The sequence below is a fragment of the Betaproteobacteria bacterium genome (genome assembly GCA_016194905.1).
Lineage (GTDB): Bacteria > Pseudomonadota > Gammaproteobacteria > Burkholderiales > JACQAP01 > JACQAP01.
This window is the reverse complement of sequence record JACQAP010000004.1, coordinates 121537-142482: the sequence shown is the minus strand read 5'-3', so window position 1 is coordinate 142482 and position 20946 is coordinate 121537. Positions and strand designations below refer to the sequence as shown.

Annotated in this window: 17 protein-coding genes; 7 read left to right on the top strand and 10 right to left on the bottom strand. The window is 62.8% G+C overall.

Annotation, left to right across the window (positions count from 1 at the left end):
• Positions 1 to 122: 122 nt before the first annotated feature.
• From HY067_01105 to HY067_01080, 6 genes are all read right to left on the bottom strand, one after another.
• On the bottom strand, positions 123 to 1499 hold the full coding sequence (locus HY067_01105) for a phosphomannomutase/phosphoglucomutase (protein ID MBI3526548.1): 1377 nt from the start codon (positions 1497 to 1499) through the stop codon (positions 123 to 125).
• Between the two features lie 64 nt (positions 1500 to 1563).
• Complete coding sequence (locus HY067_01100) at positions 1564 to 2550, bottom strand: hydrolase (GenBank protein ID MBI3526547.1); 987 nt, start codon at positions 2548 to 2550, stop codon at positions 1564 to 1566.
• The gene (locus tag HY067_01095) at positions 2550 to 2975 is read right to left on the bottom strand and encodes a nuclear transport factor 2 family protein (GenBank protein ID MBI3526546.1); all 426 of its coding nucleotides are present in this window, start codon (positions 2973 to 2975) and stop codon (positions 2550 to 2552) included. Before HY067_01095 ends, HY067_01100 begins: the two co-directional genes overlap by 1 nt.
• Positions 2975 to 3988, bottom strand: a complete 1014-nt coding sequence (gene waaF / locus HY067_01090) for a lipopolysaccharide heptosyltransferase II (protein MBI3526545.1) — start codon at positions 3986 to 3988, stop codon at positions 2975 to 2977. The genes HY067_01095 and waaF overlap by 1 nt, the downstream gene beginning before the upstream one ends.
• Positions 3989 to 4179: 191 nt before the next feature.
• Positions 4180 to 4386, bottom strand: a complete 207-nt coding sequence (locus HY067_01085) for a zinc-finger domain-containing protein (GenBank protein ID MBI3526544.1) — start codon at positions 4384 to 4386, stop codon at positions 4180 to 4182.
• A 5-nt stretch (positions 4387 to 4391) separates the two neighbouring features.
• Positions 4392 to 5312 carry a branched-chain amino acid transaminase gene (locus HY067_01080; protein MBI3526543.1) on the bottom strand — a complete coding sequence of 307 codons (921 nt, stop codon included), beginning with the start codon at positions 5310 to 5312 and terminating at the stop codon, positions 4392 to 4394.
• 193 nt (positions 5313 to 5505) lie between these two features.
• Here HY067_01080 and HY067_01075 point away from each other — a divergent pair, with 193 nt between their 5' ends.
• Complete coding sequence (locus HY067_01075; GenBank protein ID MBI3526542.1) at positions 5506 to 6792, top strand: adenylate/guanylate cyclase domain-containing protein; 1287 nt, start codon at positions 5506 to 5508, stop codon at positions 6790 to 6792.
• On the opposite strand, the gene glnE is transcribed toward HY067_01075, so the two are convergent.
• Positions 6780 to 9503, bottom strand: a complete 2724-nt coding sequence (gene glnE / locus HY067_01070; protein ID MBI3526541.1) for a bifunctional [glutamate--ammonia ligase]-adenylyl-L-tyrosine phosphorylase/[glutamate--ammonia-ligase] adenylyltransferase — start codon at positions 9501 to 9503, stop codon at positions 6780 to 6782. The genes HY067_01075 and glnE overlap by 13 nt on opposite strands.
• 219 nt (positions 9504 to 9722) lie before the next feature.
• Between glnE and HY067_01065 the strand changes: the two genes are divergently transcribed.
• From HY067_01065 to HY067_01040, 6 genes are all read left to right on the top strand, one after another.
• Complete coding sequence (locus HY067_01065) at positions 9723 to 13535, top strand: TIGR02099 family protein (protein ID MBI3526540.1); 3813 nt, start codon at positions 9723 to 9725, stop codon at positions 13533 to 13535.
• A gap of 66 nt (positions 13536 to 13601) precedes the next feature.
• Positions 13602 to 14510: a carbon-nitrogen hydrolase family protein gene (locus tag HY067_01060; protein ID MBI3526539.1), complete on the top strand. Its 909-nt coding sequence runs from the start codon at positions 13602 to 13604 to the stop codon at positions 14508 to 14510.
• Positions 14511 to 14689: 179 nt separating this feature from the next.
• On the top strand, positions 14690 to 16150 hold the full coding sequence (gene tldD / locus HY067_01055; protein ID MBI3526538.1) for a metalloprotease TldD: 1461 nt from the start codon (positions 14690 to 14692) through the stop codon (positions 16148 to 16150).
• A gap of 124 nt (positions 16151 to 16274) precedes the next feature.
• A complete protein-coding gene (locus HY067_01050; GenBank protein ID MBI3526537.1) occupies positions 16275 to 17405 on the top strand; it encodes a 3-deoxy-7-phosphoheptulonate synthase in 1131 nt (376 codons plus the stop codon).
• A 124-nt stretch (positions 17406 to 17529) separates the two neighbouring features.
• The gene (locus HY067_01045) at positions 17530 to 18069 is read left to right on the top strand and encodes a cyclic nucleotide-binding domain-containing protein (protein MBI3526536.1); all 540 of its coding nucleotides are present in this window, start codon (positions 17530 to 17532) and stop codon (positions 18067 to 18069) included.
• A gap of 30 nt (positions 18070 to 18099) precedes the next feature.
• Entirely contained in the window at positions 18100 to 18969 is an 870-nt protein-coding gene (locus HY067_01040) for a cobalamin-binding protein (GenBank protein ID MBI3526535.1), read from the top strand.
• A 16-nt stretch (positions 18970 to 18985) separates the two neighbouring features.
• Here the strand turns inward: HY067_01040 and HY067_01035 are convergent, their stop codons facing one another.
• Genes HY067_01035 through HY067_01025 form a run of 3 tightly spaced genes read right to left on the bottom strand, consistent with a single transcriptional unit; the run spans position 18986 to position 20862 of the window.
• Positions 18986 to 19699 carry an anti-sigma factor gene (locus HY067_01035; GenBank protein MBI3526534.1) on the bottom strand — a complete coding sequence of 238 codons (714 nt, stop codon included), beginning with the start codon at positions 19697 to 19699 and terminating at the stop codon, positions 18986 to 18988.
• A gap of 37 nt (positions 19700 to 19736) precedes the next feature.
• Positions 19737 to 20312, bottom strand: coding sequence for a sigma-70 family RNA polymerase sigma factor (locus tag HY067_01030; GenBank protein MBI3526533.1), 576 nt, complete (start codon positions 20310 to 20312; stop codon positions 19737 to 19739).
• Positions 20299 to 20862, bottom strand: a complete 564-nt coding sequence (locus HY067_01025) for a cob(I)yrinic acid a,c-diamide adenosyltransferase (GenBank protein ID MBI3526532.1) — start codon at positions 20860 to 20862, stop codon at positions 20299 to 20301. Before HY067_01025 ends, HY067_01030 begins: the two co-directional genes overlap by 14 nt.
• Between the last annotated feature and the right edge of the window lie 84 nt (positions 20863 to 20946).

The window sequence follows — 20946 nt, the reverse complement described above, 5'->3', positions numbered from 1 at the left end:
GTGCGTATACCAACAGGGAATCTGCGCGCACATGCACGCGATCCCGTTAACGGTTGCGGGAAGGCAGTTCTTTAGCCGGAAAGCCGCGGCGTGCGATGACCCGCTGCGGTTGCGTTACGCGATCAGAACGGCAGTTGCACGCCCGGCCTGCTTTCCTGCAGCACGCGACGGAAATCCTCCTGGATGCGCTTGAGTGCGGCCGTGTCGTCTGCTTCGAAGCGCAGCACCACCACCGGCGTGGTGTTCGACGAACGCGCCAGGCCGAAACCGTCCGCATACTCGACCCGCAACCCGTCCAGCGTGATGACCTCGCGTGCCGTGGGAAATTTGGCGGTCTTCTGCAGTTTCCCGATCAGCGCGTAGTTCTCGCCCTCGCCGAGCTTGATCTGCAGTTCGGGTGTGTTGATCGAATCGGGAAGTGTATCGAACGCTGCCTTGATACCGGCAACGGCGCTCAGGATTTCAAGCAGCCGCGCGCCGGCATAGGCGCCATCGTCGAAGCCGTACCAGCGCTCCTTGAAAAAAACGTGGCCGCTCATTTCCCCCGCCAGCAGTGCGCCGGTTTCCTTCATTTTGGCCTTGATCAGGGAGTGTCCGGTCTTCCACATCGTCGGTTTGCCGCCGTGACCACGAATCCAGGGCGCCAGATTGCGCGTGCACTTGACGTCGAACAGGATTTCCGCGCCCGGATTGCGCTTCAGCACGTCGGCGGCGAACAGCATCAATTGCCGGTCCGGGAAGATAATCTTACCCTGCTTGGTGACCACGCCGAGGCGGTCGCCGTCGCCATCGAAGGCCAGGCCGATTTCCGCATCGCCTTTTTCAAGCGCGGCGATCAGGTCCTTCAGGTTCTCCGGTTGCGAGGGATCGGGATGGTGATTTGGAAAATTACCGTCGACTTCGCAGAACAACTCCTCGACGTCGCAGCCAAGGCGGCGAAACAGATCCGGGGCGAATGCACCCGGCACGCCATTTCCACAGTCTACCGCGATGCGCATTTTTCTCTTCAGTTTGACGTCGCCGGTAATGCGCTTCAGATAAGCCTCGGCCACTTCGTTCTGGCTGTATGCGCCGTTGCCCGAGGCCAGCTTGTTCGATTCGATGCGCTTGCGCAGTTCCTGGATGGCCTCGCCCGAGAGTGTTTCTCCCGCGATCACCATCTTGAGTCCGTTGTAGTCCGGCGGATTGTGGCTGCCGGTCACCATCACGCCCGATCCCGTCTGCAAATGATGGGTCGCGAAATACAGCATCGGCGTGGTCACCCGCCCGACGTCGATGACATCCACGCCCGCTGCTTGCAGGCCGCGCGCCAGCGCTTGCGACAGGGACGGGCCGGACAGCCGGCCATCGCGGCCGATGCAGACCTTGTCCCGGCCGAGTTCGCGCGCCTGCGAACCTATCGCGCGGCCAACCGACTCGGCGATTTCGGGGGTAAGCGTCTTGCCGACGACGCCACGGATATCGTAAGCCTTGAAGATTTCGGACGGGATGGCGGACATGGTGGAAAGGGAGTTGGTTTGCGGACGATTATCACACACGCGACCTGCATAGTCTGCGCCGAGGTTACTGGCGAGCCGATTGCCTCTTTGTCGTGATTTTTTCGGAAAAGAAGGCCAGCAGCCGCTCCGGCAACCAGTCGAGGTGGCCCGGAAAGGGCCCCGATGCGAACCCGGTATGTCCGCCGCCCTCCGGTAAATCCAGGGTGACGCTGGCCGAGACTTCGCTGGCTGCGGGCAGATAGCGGCCGGGCAGAAAGGGGTCGTTGCGCGCGTGCACGATCAGCGTCGGCACTGCGATGCCACCGAGATCGGGTTTGCTGCTCGCGCGCGTCCAGTAGTCGTCGGTATCCAGGTAACCGTGCAAAGGCGCTGTCACGACGTTGTCGAATTCGCGAAGAGTGCGCGCGTTTCGCACGACGTGTGCTGCGTACAGGGCCGGGAAACGTTCCAGCTTCGCGAGGCTTTTTCTCTTCAGCGTTTGCAGGAAATGATGGCCGTACAGCCGGTTCACGCCGGTGCCCAGCAAGTCTCCCGCCGTCATCAGGTCCACTGGCGCCGAAACGGCCGCCGCCGCATCGATAATTCCGCGTGCGGACGCTTGGCTGCGTCCGAGCCATTTCAGCAACGCATTGCCACCGAGCGATACGCCGGCCGCAAATAACGGGATCGCGGGATTGAGTGCGCGCAGGCGCCGCAGTATCCAGGCGATCTCGTCGGCGTCTCCGGAGTGATAGGCGCGCGGCAACCAGTTAGGTTCGCCGCTGCAGCCGCGGAAATGGATGACGACGCCGCGCCAGTGGCGGCGCGCAGCCGCACGCATCAGCGCGGTCGCATAGTGACTGCCCGAACCGCCTTCGAGGCCGTGGAACAACGCCATCAGCGGCGCGCGATCGGCGCTTTCGTCCACCCAGTCGAGATCGATGAAGTCGCCGTCCGGCGTTTCCCAGCGTTCGCGACGATAAGGCGGCGGACGGCGCTTGAGCAGGAAATACGGATAGATTGTCTGCAGGTGGCCGCCCGGCAGCCACCAGGGCGCACGGTAGGGCCGCATCAGTGAAGGACGGACGGCGGTGCTTCCTGCGGCGCGGCTTCGGGCGCGAGCGGCGACGCGTGATGGACCAGCATGCGCCAACCGCGATCGGTGAGCAGATAGATGTTCGTGGAGAGGACCGGATTGGCTGGTCGCGGATCGCCCGCCACTGCCACATGTTCGTATACGCTGTGTACCGACAGCATGCGTCCGGCGAAGACGCGGTTTCCCGCAAGCCGGAAGCGCAGGCGCGGCCCTTGGGAAAAAATCTGCCGCCAGGATTCGCGCACTTCGACCAGGCCGCTGTGGCGTCCGCCTCCCGGATGGACGCAGACGATGTCTTCTTCCTCGGCCCATACCGCCATCATCTCGACCAGGTCGGCATGTTCGAAGGCGCGATAAAACGCCTGCTCCGCGTCCTGCGGCGTGGCGCAATTTTTGGTGATCACAATGCAGAGTGCCCGTGGATTTCTGCAAGTACCCGGCCCGGCATGAGTTTCATCATACAGTCGAAATGTCCGAGCGGACACGTGCGTTCGAAGCACGGACTGCAGGGGACATCCAGCTTGAGGATTTGCGCGCGTCCGGACAGCGGCGGCGTGAACGCGGGCGAACTGGAGCCGTACAGCGCGACCATCGGGCGATCGAGCGCCGCGGCGACATGCATGAGGCCGGAATCGTTGGTCACGACCATGTCCGCCCCGGACAACACCACCACTGCCTGGTCGAGAGTCGTGCGTCCGCAAAGATTCAGCGCGACGCCCGCGCTGCTTTCGCGAATCGCTTCACCGATGTCGCGTTCCCTGGATGAACCGACGATCCAGACCGCATTGCCCTCGGCGGCCAGCGCGGCGGCGAGTTCGCCGAAGTAGTGCGGCGGCCAGCGTTTGGCCGGCCCGTATTCGGCGCCGGGGCAGAAGCAGACCAAGCGTGACGGGCGCACGAGCCCCAACTGCGCCATCAGGCGATCGCGCTCCACGGGCTCGACTCGCAGTCGCGGATTCGGTAGTTCACCTTCGACCGCGGTGCCGCGCGGTGCGGCCAGATGAGCAAACCGCTGCACCATCAGCGGCAGCGCGCGCTCGTCCAGCTTGCGTGCGTCGGTCAGCAGCCAGCGGCGCGCTTCGCCGACGAAGCCGATGCGCTCGGGAATGCGCGCGAACAGCGGCGCCAGAGCCGACTTGAAGGAATTCGGCAGCACGTAGGCGCGATCGTAAAGTCCCGCTCGCAGCTGCAGGCCGACGTGCAGGCGTTCGCGCAGTGCAAGTTCGCCGTGGGCGAACGGGCTTTCGATGGCCTCGTCCACCTCGCGCATGCGCCGGAAGATCGGCAGCGCCCAACCGGGACCCAGCACGTCGATCGTCGACCGGGGATCGCGTTGCTTGAGAAGCGTAAGCAGGGGCTGGGACAGCAGCGCATCGCCGACCCAGGACGGCGCCACCACCAGGATTCTAGTCATCGCCACAGGGAAAACCTGTTAACCGCAAAGGCGCGAAGGCGCAAAGGGAACGCCAAGAAAGGCAGAGACATTTCAGTCAGGAATCTCTTGGTTGCGTGTCCAGAGCGCGGCGCCGGAATTTCCAACAAGAATGTTCTTTCGATTTCCTTTGCGTGGTTTTCTTTGCGCCTTGGCGCCTTTGCGGTTAAGGGTTAGTGTGCTGCTTTTACGGCACCCCGCAATACATACCTTGTGCCGCAGTACGGGCACAACGCCTCGCCGTCGCCGCCGATAGGCAGGAATACGCGCGGATGCGAGTTCCACAACGCCTGCGACGGCAGCGGGCAGTGCAGCGGCATGTCCGCCGCCGTGACCTCGACCTGTTTCTGCTTGTTGCTGTTCCTGGCGGCCGGTTCCATTGCGTTCAGACGTAGTCCAGCCAGTGGCGATATTTCTCCGAACGGCCGTTGACGACGTCGAAAAACATTGCTTGCAGCTTTTCGGTGAGCGGGCCGCGCTTGCCGGCGCCGACTGTACGGCCGTCCACTTCCCGGATTGGCGTCACTTCAGCGGCCGTTCCTGTGAAAAATACCTCGTCGGCGATGTACAGGTCGTCCCGGGTAATGCGCTTCGCATCGACCGTGTAGCCCAGATCGCCGGCGAGCTGGATGACCGAGTCGCGCGTGATGCCGATCAGCGCGGAATTCAGCTCGGGCTCGACCATCCTGTTGTTCTTGACCATGAACAGGTTCTCGCCAGCGCCTTCGGCGACGAACCCGTCCACGTCCAGCAACAAACCCTCGTCATAGCCGTGCTCGGTGGCCTCCATGTTGGCAAGGATCGAGTTGGCATAAGTACCGGAATACTTGGCGCGGCACATCGACACGTTGACATGATGGCGGGCATAGGAGGATGTCTTTACGCGAATGCCTTTTTCCAGACCCTCGACGCCGAGATAGGCGCCCCAGGGCCAGGCGGCGATCGCCACATGCACTTTGGCGCCTTTGGGAGAAACGCCCATCTTTTCGGAACCATAGAATGCGATCGGTCGCACGTAACAGGATTCAAGCTGGTTGGCGCGCACCACGTCCTTTTGCGCTTCCATGAGCGTTTCCCGGTCGTAGGGGATTTTCATCATGTAGATGTGCGCCGAATTGAACATCCGCTCGGTATGTTCCTTGAGCCGGAAGATCGCGGTGCCGCTGACGGTCTTGTACGCGCGCAACCCCTCGAATACCGCGAGTCCGTAGTGCAGCGAATGGGTGAGCACGTGCGTGTTGGCCTCGCGCCAGGGGACCATTTTGCCGTCGTACCAGATCAGACCGTCGCGGTCGGCCATCGACATGTTGCTTCACTCCCTCGAAAAAGCGCTAATTCTAGCGCAGGCAGCGGTTTTTGATGAGCGTCCCTACGAAGACAACAGGCACGCCTTGCCGGAAAGCGACCGCATGCATTACTCTTGCCGTCTTGCGTGCGGGACGAATCCTCCGAAAAAGAACAACGCTTTCAACCCTCGAAGCCGTTAACTTCCAGCATCCATGGCTAAAACTTCCAATCGCGCCATACCGGGCCGGGGTCTGATCGCCCGTCTCGGGGCGGCGGCGATCGACGAGTCCGACAGCGAAGAACTCAGACTGCGCAAGACGTTGCTGATGTTCGCCAGCGGCCTGATGAACATGGCCGCCATTCTCTGGCTGCTGATCTACTGGTGGATGGGGCTTAAACTCCCGACCTCCGTCCCGCTGGGCTTTCAGGTCGTCTCCGCCGCGGTTCTGGCCATCTATCTGCGCACCCGCAATTTCGATTTCTTCAGGGTGGCGCAGCTTTCGCTGTTTTTGTTCTTTCCGTTCGTCATCCAGTGGTCGATCGGCAGTTTCGTCAGTTCGTCCGGGATTGCGCTGCTGGCGCTGCTGGCGCCGGTGGGCGCCATGGTCTGTTTCGGGCCACGCGAGTCGATCCCCTGGTTCGTCGCTTATGTGGTGCTGACGATCCTGTCGGGCGTGTTCGACTTCTTCCTTGCCACGGGGGAAGGCAACGGCATTCCGATGAAGACGGTGGCGGTATTCTTCGTGATGAATTTCACGATCATCTCCACCATGGTCTATCTGCTGCTCAGGCACTTTGTGCAGGAACGCGATCGTTTTGAACGCAGGCTGGCCGAGCAACACGACCTGGTGCGGGCCGAGCGCGAGAAATCCGAGAAGCTGCTGCTCAGCATCCTGCCGGCCCATGTGGCCGAGCGCTTGAAGCATCAGCCGGGCACCATCGCCGATGGATTTGCCGATGTCTCGGTGATGTTCGCCGATGTGGTGAATTTTACCCGGCTTGCCGAGGAACTGACGCCGAACCAGGTCGTGTCCTTCCTCGACGAAGTATTCACGCGTTTCGACCGGCTGACGGAGCATCACGGGCTGGACAAGATCAAGACCATCGGCGACGCCTACATGGTGGTCGGCGGTCTGGCGGAAAACCGGCTCAACTATGCGGATCACGTGGCCGACATGGCGCTGGAGATGATCGAGTTGACTCGATCCGATCCGCAGATGCATCGTCTGGGCGTGCAGCTTCACATAGGCATCGCGACCGGTCCCGCGATCGCGGGCGTGATCGGCGAGACGCGCTTCATTTACGATTTGTGGGGCGACACGGTGAATCTCGCGAGCCGACTGACATCCGAAGCCGAAGCGGGCACGATTCTGGTGGACAAGACGACTTTCCGCCGTCTCGGACACCGCTATTCCTGCGAGGCGCCGCAGGAAATCGAAATCAAGGGCAAGGGCAGCACCACTACCTACCGCCTGTCCGGCAAGCTCTACTCGGGCTGAGCCGGCACCCGCCGGATGTTGCCGAATACCCACTCCCAGAGATGCAGCACCGCCTGCACGTGTTCCGCCACCCCGGCAGGATCCACGCGCGCGTAACGCTCGCCCTGCAGCCGCATCGCATGCTGGAGCCGGCGGAATTCACGGTAAGCCGCGTGCGCGCCGCTGGCCAGATCATCGGGCAGCAGGCCGAGCCCGGCAGCGAGCTTCAACAGGGCAAGATTGCCGATGTTACCCGTCAGCCCGGCGTGCCGGTGTGCATGGCCCAGCACCAGAAATTGCACCACGAACTCGACGTCGACGATGCCGCCGCGATCGTGCTTGAGATCGAACAGGCCGCTGCCATTCGGGTGCGCGTCGCGCATCTTGTCCCGCATGGACAGGATTTCGCTTCCGAGTGCGGCGAGATCGCGGGGCCGGCACAGCACTTCGATGCGCAGGCGCTCGAAACGCCGGCCGATCGCGTCAGCGCCCGCGACGAAGCGGGCGCGCGTCAGCGCCTGATGTTCCCACACCCAGGCCTTTTCGAACTCGTATTCCCGGAAGGCGTCGATCTGGCTAACCAGGAGTCCGGCTGCGCCGTTGGGGCGCAGTCTCAGATCGATTTCGTACAGCACGCCGGCTGATGTTGCGCTGGTAAGCCAGGTGTTGATGCGTTGTGCCAGGCGCGCGTAAGTTTCCGGCGCGGCCTGGTCCTCGTCATCGTAGAGAAAAATGATGTCGAGATCGGAGGCGTAGCCGAGTTCCTTGCCGCCGAGTTTGCCGTAACCGACGATCGCGAACTGCGGTTGTTCGCGGTGACGCACCCGCAACGCATTCCAGGCGAGGCGCAGCACTTCTTCCAGCACGGTGCAGGCAAGATCGCTCAGGTGATCGGACAGCGTCTCGAGCGACAGCGCGCCGGCAAGATCGAGCGCGAGCAGGCGCAGCGTCTGCGTCTGCTTGAAGTGGCGCAGGATGTCCATCTGCCGCTCGGTGTTGCCGTCGTGCTCGTCGAGGCTCGCGTGCAGCGTCTCGCGCAACCGCGGCCAGTCCGCCACATCGCTGCTGCCTTGCGGGTCGATCAGTTCGTCGAGCAGCACCGGGTGCTGGGCCAGATAATCTGCGGCCCACGGACTCGCCGAAGCCAGGCGCGCGAGGCGGGCGGTCGCATTCGGATATTCGAGCAACAGGGCCAGGTAGGCTTCGCGCCGGCCGATGCTGTCCACGACGTTGAACATGCGCTCGAAAGTCGTATCCGGATTCGGCAGCACGTGCGCGGTTTCCATCAGTTGCGGAATGAGCCGATCCAGCAAAGCCTGGCTGGATGCCGCCATGCGGCGATAGCGCGCACTGCCTCTGATGGCCATGAGCCTCGCGTAAATGCGCCCTACATCGCTGAAGCCCATGCCGGCGAGCCGCGCGAGCGCGTCTTCGCGGGACAGCGCCTGCAGCCAGAGATCGGCCTGATCCTGCACCCCGCCGTTTTCCCGTACGCCGGCGAAAATCGCCTCGAAGTGCCGCGACACGACGGCGCGGTGCGCGTCGAGTTCCCGTCGCAGGCCGGCATAATCCGCACAACCCATCATCTCGGCGACCAGCGCGCGATCTTCGTCCGCGCGGGGCAACATCTGGGTCTGCTGGTCGTCCAGATATTGCAAACGGTGTTCGAGATTGCGCAGATACACGTAGGCGGTGCGCAATTCATCGACGGCCGCACCCGGCAGCAATCGCCTTTCCCCGAGGAGCGCCAGCGCCTTCAGCGTCGGGCGCAGCCGAAACACCGGTTCGCGGCCGCCGCGGATGATCTGGAACACCTGCACCAGGAACTCGATTTCTCGGATGCCGCCCCGGCCGAGCTTGATGTTGTCCGCGATTTCGCGCTTTTGCACCTCCTGGCGGATTTGCGCATGCAGGCTGCGCAGGCTGGCGATAGCGCTGTAGTCGAGATGACGCCGGTACACGAAAGGCGTAACGACGGCATCGAGGTCCGCGCCGGCCTCCCCGGTGACCGGCCGCGCTTTCACCCAGGCGTAGCGCTCCCATTCGCGTCCCTGGGTGGTGAAGTACTCCTCCAGCATGTCGAAACTCACCGCGAGCGGACCACTGTCGCCGTAAGGCCTCAGCCGCGTATCCACCCGGAACACGAACCCGTCCATTGTGACCTCGGCGATTGCGCTGATGATCCTGCGCGCAAGCCGGATGAAATACTCATGGTTCGAAATGCGCCGCGGTCCGTCGGTTTCGCCGTCCTCAGGGTAGGCGAACACGATATCGATGTCAGAAGACACGTTGAGTTCGCCGCCGCCGAGCTTGCCCATCGCAATGATGTGCAACTGCTGCTTGTCGCCCGAGATTGCGCCCAATGGATTGCCAAACTCCCGCGCCAGCCATTGCGCATGGCTGGCAGTGGCCGCCGCCACGGCTTCCTCCGCCAGTGCGGTAACGGTGTCGACCACCTCCGCCAGGTTCGCGCGACCATCGAGATCGCGCGTGATCAATCCCAGCATGACCGCCTTGCGCAACCGGCGCAGCTCAGTCTTCAGCGTCTGGTCGTCATGGTCCCGACCCTCGATCTGCGCGTGCATCCAGCCGCGATCGAGCGGCGCATCCAGCGTAACGCCGGTCGCCAGTCCCGGTTCCGCGGACAGCAGGTCGCGCACGTAGCGCGACAGCCGCGCGGCGCGGGCGATGGCCGATGGCAAGTCTTTCGATATGGAAGCGGCGGCGGACATGCGTCGTTGGTTTAGAATGGCTGGGCTTCGATCGGCAACGCTGTCCTGGGGAGCGACGTCAACCTTTCCGGGGCCGGTGCGTCAATTACGCCGCCACCAGGTTTGTGCGCCATCGGGCTTCCGCGGATACGGTGGATGTCCGGAGAATTTTATTTGCGTCCGCGTATCTTAACCGAACAGCGTTTCTTTCCACCGCCCCGATAGCGCGCCGTCGACCAAGTGTTTCTCAAATACTGCTTCGCCTTCCTCAAGCACGGTTCGCTTTGGACCTATCGCGCCGCGACCTATGCGGTCCTGATCGCCGGATTGGTTTTCGTCGCGCTGGTACTTGGACTGCGCTACCTCGTGCTGCCCAATATCGACGACTATCGCGAGCCGATTGCGCGAACGATCGCACGCTCGGTTGGGCAGCGCGTCACGATCGGTTCGATCACCGGAAGCTGGCAGGGTTACCGGCCGGAACTGAACCTCATGGACGTCAAGGTCTTTGGCACCGACGGCCAGCCGGCATTGGTGCTGGACCGGGTTGAAACCGTGTTGTCGTGGCTGTCGCTGCTGTCGGCCGAGTGGCGTTTTGATTCCCTGGCGGTCTACGGACCCGAGCTCGAGGTCAAACGCGACGCTTCCGGCGTGCTCTGGGTCGCGGGCATCGCCATGCAGCGCCAAGCCGCTGACGGCGGCGGGTTCAGCGAGTGGCTGCTGGCACAACGCCAGGTGCTCGTGCGCGACGCCACCATCACCTGGCTGGACGAAATGCGCAGTGCCCCCGAACTGCGGCTCGATAAAGTCAATTTCCGGCTCGACCGCGATGGCGCGATCCATCGCTTCGGTTTGACGGCGGTGCCACCTGCGCAGATTGCCTCCCCGCTCGTTGCGCGCGGCGAATTTCTCGGCCGCGATGTCCGCGAAGTGCAATTGTGGAACGGAAAACTCTATGCCGAAATCGGCTACGCCGACCTCGCGCTAGCGCAGGTATGGATACCGGCACCGCTGGAACTGGCGAGCGGTCTCGGATCGTTGCGCTTGTGGCTTGAACTGAACGGCACCCGCCTGGGCGCGGCCACCGCCGACCTCAGGCTGGTCAATGTGCAGACCCGGCTGGCGTCCAATCTGCCCGATCTTGTTTTGTCCGAAGTAGAGGGCAGGCTGGGCTGGATGCAGCGCGGCGACCGCACCGAAATTTCCGCGACTTCGTTCGGCTTTACGGCCGCCGACGGGCTGAAGCTGGCGCCGACGCAATTCAGCTACGCGCGTTCCGAGCCCGCTGGCGGCGTGCGCCATTCCGAACTGCACTTGTCAGGCCTTGACCTCGCTCCCGTGGTAGATCTCGCGGAGTTCCTGCCGCTTGATGCCGCGCTGCGCGGCCGCCTGGCGCGGTCTGCTCCGACCGGGACTGTCGAAGACGCCAATTTTTCCTGGGACGGAGATTGGGGCACCGGCCACCCCTACTCGGCGAAGGTCCGTTTTGCCGCCATGGCAGCGCGGCCCGACGGCTCGCTCCCCGGGTTTCACGGTTTGAGCGGCCAGTTCGACGCGAATGAGCGCGGTGGAACGATATCGCTCAAGGCAACAAACGGGGGTGTGGAGCTGCCGAAAATATTCTCCGAGCCGCTGCCGCTGGACTATCTCGCGGCCAATGCGGGATGGACTTTCCATGATGACGTAGTCGATCTCGCCATCAAGAACGCGAACTTCACCAACGAGCACCTCGCCGGCAGTGTTTCCGGTTCTTATCGCAACGCGGCCGAGGGCCGCGGCAGCGTGGACCTGTCCGGCATGCTGGTGCGTGCCGATGCGCACCAGCTCTGGCGCTACATGCCGGTGGCGGCGCCGGTTACGCAGGCCTGGTTAAAGCGGGCGCTGCTCGCCGGGGAGTCGAAGGATATGCGCTTCCGGCTGAAAGGCCCGCTGAAGGACTTTCCGTTTGCCGGCGACAAGAACGGCGTGTTCGAAGTCGCAACCAAGGCCAGCGGCGTGACCATCGACTACGCAGACGGCTGGCCGCCGATTACCGGTATTACCGGCGATGTCGTTTTCAGAGGCGACCGCATGGACCTGCGCGGCCAGTCCGGTGCAATTCTAGGCCTGCAGTTGTCCGGCGTGCGGGCGTCAATTGCCGAACTCGGCAGGCATAACGAACATCTGCAGGTCAAAGGCGTCGCGCAGGGAGCGACATCGGACTTCCTGCGTTATGCGGCATCGACGCCGGTGGCGGGCCACATCAACCGCTTCACCGACGAAATGAAAGCCGCTGGCGACGCCAAACTCGATCTGGAACTCGATCTGCCCCTGCACCAGATCAAGGAGTCCGCCGTCAAAGGCGTACTGATGCTGCAGAACAACCTGGTTACGCTCGACCCACGCCTGCCGCCTTTCGAACATTTCGGCGCGCGCATCGCGTTTACCGAGCATTCCTTCAACGTCAGGGAGGGCCGTGCGCTGATGTTCGGCGAGCCGCTGTCTTTCGAAGCCTCCAATCAGGCGGTTGGCGGCATCACGGCGAGCATCGTCGGCACGCTGGACGTGGATCAGGCACGGGTGGTCTGGAAACATCCCATGCTTGCTTTCCTGGACGGCCAGACGCCGTGGCGCGGCACCATCGTCGTGCGTAACAAGATCGCCACCATTCGCTTTGACTCGAACCTGGTCGGCCTCACGTCGACGTTGCCGCCGCCGTTCGCCAAGGCCGCCAGCGCCAGCCTGCCGCTGCGCGTGGAACTGCGCGAACGCCCCGGACGCCAGGGCGTGCTCGCCGTCAACCTCGACAAGGTCGCCTCCGCGCAACTACTGCTCGATGGAGGCGCGCCCGGTGGGGTGAGTCGCGGCATGGTGAGCCTGGGCAGTCCGGCTGCGCTACCGACTTCGGACGGATTATGGTTACGGGGCAGCCTCGACCTGGTGGATGCGGACGTCTGGCAGGGCCTGCTGTCCGGCGGCCCGGGAGATTCGCAAATCGATCTTGCCGGTGTGGACCTGCAGATCGGCATCCTCGACGTCGGTCGCCGGCGCTTTCACGGTCTCAAAGTGGAAGCAACCCGGCAGGCTGCCGGATGGCAGGCTACGCTCGCCGGCCGCGAAGTGGCCGGTCAGATGTCGTGGGTATCAGATGGCGACGGCAAGTTGGCTGCCCGCCTGTCGAAGCTCGTGCTGCCGCCGATTACAACGGAAATCCAGGCCGGCAAGCCCGGCGGCGGGGCCGAGCAGCGCCTGCCTTCCGTGGATCTGGTTGCCGACAGCTTTACCTACGAAGGCAAGGATCTGGGACGCCTGACGGTGCTGGCGCAACCGGAGACCTCCGGCTGGCAATTGCAGCGGCTGGAAATCGCCAATCCGGAAAGCAAGTTCGCCATGAGCGGACGCTGGGCGATCGGAGAAATTTCGCGCACCGACGTCAAGGTAAAGCTCGAGGTTTCCGACGTCGGCAAGTTCTTCACGAGACTGGGCTGGCCGGACAGCGTGCAGGGTGGAACTGCCTTGCTCGAGGGCCCGATTGCCTGGAGAGGCAATCCGACCCGGTTCGACATTCCGTCCCTGTCAGGTCAATTGAAATTGGAAGCCAAGGGCGGGCGTTTCCGCCAGATCGAGCCGGGCGTGGCCAAGCTGCTCGGCATCCTGAGCCTGCAGGCACTGCCCAGACGCGTATCGCTGGATTTCCGCGACGTGTTCAGCAAGGGTTTCAGTTTCGATCGCATCTCGGCAAACCTGAATATCACCGCGGGCGTTGCCTATACGCAGGATTTCCGGATGGAGGGTTCCGCTGCGCGCGTGGCGATGCACGGTCAGGTCGATCTCGCCCGCGAAACCCAGAATCTCATCGTGCGGGTCACGCCGTCGCTGTCGGAGAGTATTGCGATCGCCGGTGCCATCGTCAATCCCGCCATCGGCGTTGCCGCGCTCATCGCGCAGAAAGCGCTCAAGGATCCCTTCAGCCAGATCGCATCGTTCGATTATTCGGTCACTGGAAGCTGGGCCGATCCGGTCATTGCGCGGGTGTCCAAGTCGCCATCCGACGTGAAGGAAAAAGGACGTTAGAGCATTCCTCGCGCACGAGGTTACAATCCGACCTCGCCTCGACAGGAATCAGGCTTCGGAACCGGCATGGCCACCACCCAATCAGGATTCGGCCGCGCAAAACTGCGTGGCGCCCGCGATCACGCCGCGCCGGTAACGGCGACGGTGAAAGGACAGGGGCACGCGCAGGCGTTTCGTATCGCCGGCGTGCAGATGGCCTCCGGTCCGAACGTGGCCGCCAACCTGAACGAAGCCGGCCGGCTCATCGAGGCAGCGGTGGCGCAGGGGGCGCGGCTGGTCGCGTTGCCGGAATATTTCGCCATCATGGGCATGCGTCCGACCGACAAAGTAAAAGTTCGTGAAAAGGACGGCGACGGGCCGATCCAGCGCTTCCTCTCCGAAACGGCAAGAAAACATAAAATCTGGCTGGTCGGCTGTTCGGTGCCGATGACAGCGCCAACCGAAGGCAAGATCTACAACTCCTGCCAGCTTTACGACGATGGCGGCAGGATGGTCGCGCGTTACGACAAGATTCACCTGTTCAACCTCGATCTCGGCAAAGAGAGGTTCGCCGAGGAGGGCACGCTCGAAGCGGGCAAGCAGGTCAAGGTCGTGGATTCGCCGTTCGGGCGTATCGGGTTGTCGGTCTGCTACGATCTGCGTTTTCCGGAGTTGTACCGGGCGATGAAGGATGTGGACATCATCGTGGTGCCCGCCGCTTTTACCGAGACCACCGGCCGTGCGCATTGGGAATCGCTGGTGCGTGCGCGGGCAATCGAGAATCTGGCGTACGTTCTGGCGCCGGCACAGGGCGGCTATCACCTGAGCGGGCGCGAAACTCACGGCGACTCGATGGTGGTGGATCCCTGGGGCACGGTACTCGATCGTTTGCCGCGCGGGTCGGGCGTGGTTGTCGCCTCGGTCAATCCCGCATATCAGGCAAGCCTGCGCAAGAGCCTGCCGGCGCTGACCCACAGGGTGATCCATAGAATTTGAAGGACCGTGAATACGTGAATATCGTGAATTTTTCCTGCTTCGCATGACCGCAGAGCAGGCGTCTATTGCTTGAAAAACGCGATATTCACGTCATTTACGATATTCATCACGACATTTATGGCCGAAGGCCGGTACCCCGCGAAGCGGGGCACGATGGCTAAGAATTAGAAGGAGTGAAATTGCCCAACGATCCGACAAACAACCACGAGTTGCTGTTCGCGACCGCAGACCGCACGTTGCTCGCACCCTATGGCCTCGACGCCGGCGGGATCGAGCGCGTCTTCGGCCAGATCATGATCCACAGCGTCGACTATGCCGATCTGTATTTTCAGTATTCGCGTTCGGAGGGCTGGAGCCTGGAAGAGGGCATGGTGAAGTCCGGCAGCTTCAACATCGATCAGGGCGTCGGGGTGCGCGCGGTCAGCGGAGAGAAAACGGCCTTCGCCTACTCCGACGATATCAGTCTCCCGGCGCTGGAATCCGCGGCGCAGGCCACTCGAGCGATCGCGCGCCGCGGCGAGCAAGGCGCGACGCAGGTTGCGAGCCGGACTCGCGGCCGCGAACTGTATCTGCCACAGGATCCGCTGGCGAGCCTTGCCGACGGCGACAAGGTGAAGCTGCTGGAAAAGCTCGAACGCTACGCACGCGATATCGATCCACGCATTTCGCAGGTGATGGCTTCGCTGGCGGGCGAATATGAAGTCGTGCTGATTGCGCGTTCCGACGGCATGCTGGCGGCGGACGTGCGCCCGCTCGTCAGGCTTTCCCTCCAGGTCATCGTCGAGCACGACGGCCGTCGTGAGCAGGGAAGTGCGGGCGGCGGCGGGCGTTTCGATTATGCTTATTTCACCGACGAAATCTTGCACGACTACGCAGCCAAGGCGGTGCATCAGGCGGTGACCAATCTGTCGGCGCGGCCGGCACCGGCCGGCACGATGACCGTGGTACTGGGGCCGGGCTGGCCCGGCATCCTGCTGCATGAAGCCATCGGCCATGGACTCGAAGGCGATTTCAATCGCAAGGGTAGCTCTGCTTTTTCCGGCCGCATCGGCCAGCGTGTCGCGGCGCCGGGCGTGACGGTGGTCGACGACGGCACCATTTCCAGGCGCCGCGGTTCGCTGAATGTGGACGACGAAGGCAATCCGACGCAGCGCAGCGTGCTGATCGAGGATGGCATCCTCAGGGGTTACATCCAGGACACGCTGAACGCGCGATTGATGGGCATGGCACCCACCGGCAACGGGCGGCGCGAGTCCTACGCGCATGTGCCGATGCCGCGCATGACCAACACTTACATGCTGAACGGCGACAAGGATCCTGTCGAGATCATCGGCTCGGTCGGGAATGGGCTGTATGCGGCGAATTTCGGCGGTGGCCAGGTCGATATCGTCAGCGGCAAGTTCGTATTCTCGGCCGCCGAGGCCTATATGATCGAAAACGGCAAGATCACCTATCCGGTCAAGGGCGCCACGCTTATCGGCAACGGACCGGATGCGCTGACGCATGTTTCCATGATCGGCAACGACATGAGCCTGGACTCGGGGGTCGGCACCTGCGGCAAGGAAGGCCAGAGCGTGCCGGTCGGTGTCGGCCAGCCGACCTTGCGCATCGACGGCCTTACGGTCGGGGGAACGGCCTGAAAGGCCGTAACCGCGTGACTATCGTAGTTGTAACTATCGTAAATTCAAACTCTATTATTGTTGCTGCAGCGATAGCGTAACGGCAGTCACGTCGTCACGACAGTCACGCAGTCACGGCATTTACATGATCCTCATCCTTAGCGACAACACCGATCCGCAGAGCCCCGAATACTTCCAGTTGATGGAGTCGCTGGGGCGGCTGCCGAACATCAAGACGCGGGCGCACCGCATCCAGGGCACCGAGCGCTCGGTGACCGAGGTCTATCTGCTCGGCGACACCAAGGCATTGCAGATCGACGACATGAAGAGCTTTCCGTGCGTCGAACGGGTGATTCGTGTTTCTGAAGAGTTTCGCGTACTCGGTCGTCACAAGGATGACACCCGGCCGACGCATTTCGACTATCAGGGCCTGCGCTTCGGCCAGGATACGTTGCATATTTTCGCCGGACTCTGCGCGGTGGATACCCGCGATCACGTCGATATCATGATGCGTGCGCTCAAAGACAACGGCCAGCAGTGCACCCGCATGGGCGCCTACAAGCCGCGCACCAGTCCTTACGCTTTTCAGGGGCACGGCAAGTCCTGCCTGCCTTTCGTGTTCGAACTGGCCGGAAAGCACGGCATCCGCGTCATCGCGATGGAGGTGACCCATGAATCGCACGTCGAGGAGATCCGGCAGGCGTTGCGCGAAACCGGCAATCCGACCGGGGTGATGCTGCAGATCGGCACGCGCAATACACAGAACTTCGAGTTATTGAAAATCGTCGGCCGGCAAAAGGAGTTTCCGGTGCTGATCAAGCGCGGATTCGGCATCACGCTCGATGAGTCCCTGAATGCGGCAGAGTATCTCGCCAGCGAGGGCAACCACCGCGTCGTGTTCGGGTTGCGGGGTATGAAGACCAACCTTGGCGATCCCCATCGCAATTTCGTGGATTTCGCCCAGGTTCCGGTGGTCAGGCGTTTGACCCGCATGCCGGTATGCATCGACCCCAGCCATTCGGTCGGCTCGCGCATGGCCGGACCGGATGGCATCCTCGATGTCATGCATGCCACCGCCCAGGGCGTGCTGGTCGGCGCCAACATGGTGCTTGTGGATTTCCACCCCAATCCTTCCAAGGCGCTGGTCGACGGGCCGCAGGCATTGCGCCTGGATGAGCTGCCGCAGTTCATTGAAGACGTTGCCATTGCCCGCGGCGCCTACCTGAAGCGCGTGGAGCTGGCCAGTCGGCAGGTTCGCGCTACGGTCCCGGGCTGAGCCGTCCCGCCGGCCGCGCTTTACCGGCTGCGGCCGCTCCAGCATAATGACTTGTCATTCCAAGCCTTAGGGGCGTCCGGGCCGTTCCGGGAGCGGCGCCTGGATAACATCAGAGACTAGTCTCGTGCAAATGGCTGATTCCGATCTCCAAGCGCCGCAGAACGCACTTCTGCATACGCTAGAACATCTGGGCGAGGGCACAGCGCTCGCGCAACAGATTTTCGACATGATCGGCCATTCCAAATTCTTTGCCGATTTTACGCGCGAGGATATCCAGCGGCTGACGGCGTTCATGCATATTTATCGTGCCGAAGCGGCGCAGATGATGATTCGCGAAGGCGACATAGACGACTACATGCTGCTGATTATCCAGGGCAGGGTGGAAATCGTGAAAATCGATTCCCACGGCAACCTGCAGCCAATGACCACGGTCGGTCCCGGCGCCACGCTGGGCGAGATGTCGATGATCGACGGTGAACCTCGCTTCGCTACCTGCATGGCGCTGGAGCCGACTACCTTCGCCGTACTTTCGCGTGACAGCATGGTCCAGATCATCCTCGAAGAGCCGGGGCTCGGTGCCAAGGTGCTGGTCAAGCTCGTCACCCTGCTGTCCCAGCGTCTGCGCCAGACCAGTTCCAATCTGCTCCATTACATGGAGCGCTGATCGCGCGCGTGCGCTGGCGTGCAGCCCCCGGTGCGCACGGTTCTTCCCTTCCTGCTGCCTGTAATCCTCCTGTCTGTCGCAATGCCGGTTTCGGCGCTCACGGTGATGGACGATCTGGGGGTCGAACTGCGGTTCGACGGGCCGGCGCAGCGCGTGATTTCGCTGTCGCCGCATCTGACCGAGTTGATGTATTCGATTGGCGCCGGGGATCGTCTGGTGGGGTCCGTGCGTGGCAGCGACTTTCCCGTCGAAGCGGCTGGAATTCGCGAAATTGGCGATTCTTCCGGGCTCGATTTCGAGCGGATACTGCACTCGCGGCCGGATTTCGTACTGGCCTGGGGCAGCGGCAACAGGTCGGTGGACATCGCGCGGTTGCGTGCCCTCGGGCTGCGCGTGCTGGTGCTGGAACCGCAGCGACTCGAAGACATTCCGCGTCATCTGCGATTGCTGGGCGATCTGACGGGCCTGGGCGGGCAGGCGCAGGCGGTTGCGCTGGAACTCGAACGGCGGGTCGATGCACTGAGAGACCGCTATACGGGCCGCGCCCCGGTGCGGGTGTTGTTCGAGATCTGGCACAGGCCGCTGTTCACGGTGAACGGCGACCATATCATCAGCAAAGTGCTCGCATTGTGTGCAGCACAGAATATCTTTGCCGATCTGCCGCGACTGGCGGGGGAAGTTTCCGTGGAACAGGCGCTGGTCATGGACCCGGATGCCATCGTGGTCGGCTCCGAAGCCGACGATGCGGGCGTGAATAACTGGACGGAATTTTCCTACCTGAAAGCCGTGCGCACCGGCAACGTGTTCACCGTTTCCGCTGACCTGATCACCCGGCAAACGGCTCGCATCGTCGATGCCGCCGAGCGCATGTGCGCCGGCCTCGACAAGGCCCGGCACTGAAGCTCGTCCGGGATCGTCAGATCTTGATGCATTCGCCGGCGTAAAGCACCGGGCCCGTCGGCAGCCCGGTCGGCGATCCACCGGCCGGTTCCACGCTCATCGCGAGCCCATGCGCGGCGTCGAGTTTTACGGCCAGCGCTCCCGGAATTTTAACGACCTGGGTTTCGTGCGTGGTGATCAATCCGAGCGAGACCGGTTTCTGATCGCCGTCGGGAAGCATCCACAATTCCCACGCCGTATTCGGCCCCATCTCGGCATGACCGATCACGCGGATGCGCAGCGTACGGCTGCCGCGTTGTCCCGGTTCCCAGCTTGCGGTCATGGCCGGTTTCTGGGTGGCAAGGTCGTTCATGATGACCACCATTCTGCCGGCGTCCACCGGTGTTTCCGGTTTCGGCAGCGCGACCATGACGATCAGCGCCAGGGCCAGCAGTCCGGACGCGAACGACGATACGCGCCAGAACGACAGGCTTTCCCAGAATCCCGACCGAACCGGCTGCCCGATCTTGAGGCGCGCCTTGATCGCCTGCCAGACACGCGCTGGCGGTTCGATCGCCGGCAGGGCATCGGTGAGCGGAGCGAGTCGCGTCTCCCATTGCGCCACGGCCCGGCGCAATTGCGGATTGCCGCGCAGATGGATTTCGAAACGCCGGCGCGCACGCGCCGACATGGTGCCGAGCACGTACTCGGCGGCCAGTTTGTCGCGCAGTCCTTCGTCGGGGAATCTCATTGCAATCTTCCGGTCATTGCCCTGTTGGCTGTTACCTTCATCTTCCCGACTCGTCGAGGCAGCCTTTCAGGCGGTCGAGCCCGCGGCGAATCCAGGTCTTCACCGTGCCGAGCGGCTTGCGCATCTGTTCCGCCAGTTCTCCGTGGGACAAACCGTAGAAGAATGCGAGCGTGATGCTGCGCTGCTGTTCTTCGGTCAGCGTCTTCATGCATTCGGCGAGCGCGCCGGCATCCAGCGACCGGCGCAGCAATTCCTCGGGGCCCGGGGATTCATCGGGCACCGAGGCCATCAGTTCCTCGTGTTCCTCGTCGATCTCGACCTCGCGTGGCCGGCGCAGCCAGTCGAGCGCGCGGTTACGCACGATGGCGGTCATCCAGGTCATCGGCGCGCTCTTCGCCGGGTTATAGCCCGCGGCGTGGTTCCAGATGTTGACGAACGCTTCCTGCAGCACTTCTTCCGCCCAGTCCCTACGACGCGTTATACGCACGGCAACGGCAAACAGTTTCGCCGAACTGAACTGATACAGCGTCACAAAGGCACGCTGGTCGCGCAGCGCACAGCGTGCCAGCAGGTTGGAAAGTTGTTCCGGAGCCGGCGCTTCAGGCAGATTCATTGCGATTTCTGCCCTTTTGCCAGTAGACGTCGGTCACGCCGGCCTCGCGGTTGAGAACACGGCAAAGTACGAACAGCAGATCCGAGAGGCGGTTCAGATAGCGTTGCAGCGACGGCGACAACTGCTCGGCGGTGCTCAGGCTGACGACCCGGCGTTCCGTCCGCCGGCATACTGCGCGCGCGACGTGGCATAGGGCCGCGCCACGCGATCCGCCGGGCAGGATGAATTCCTTGAGCGGCGTCAGGGCGGCATTGTGGCGGTCCAATTCGTTCTCCAACCGCGTCACGTGCTGCGGCCCGACGCTGGTATAGCCCGGAATGCTCAGCTCTCCGCCGAGGTCGAACAGGTCGTGCTGGACTTCGTGCAGAGCGGCGCGTACGTCGTCGGGAATCGTCTCGGCCAGCAAGACGCCAAGGGCGCTGTTCAGTTCGTCGACCGCACCGATGGCCTCGATGCGCAGGCTGTCCTTGGCGACGCGCGAACCGTCGCCCAGGCCGGTGGTGCCGGCGTCCCCGGTGCGCGTGTAGATCTTGCTGAGGCGGTTAGCCATTCAGGCACTTATCCATCGAGATCAATCGGTTTCGTCGAACGCTGCATTCTATAAGGGAATAGGACGTAAAACGGAGTTTGCATA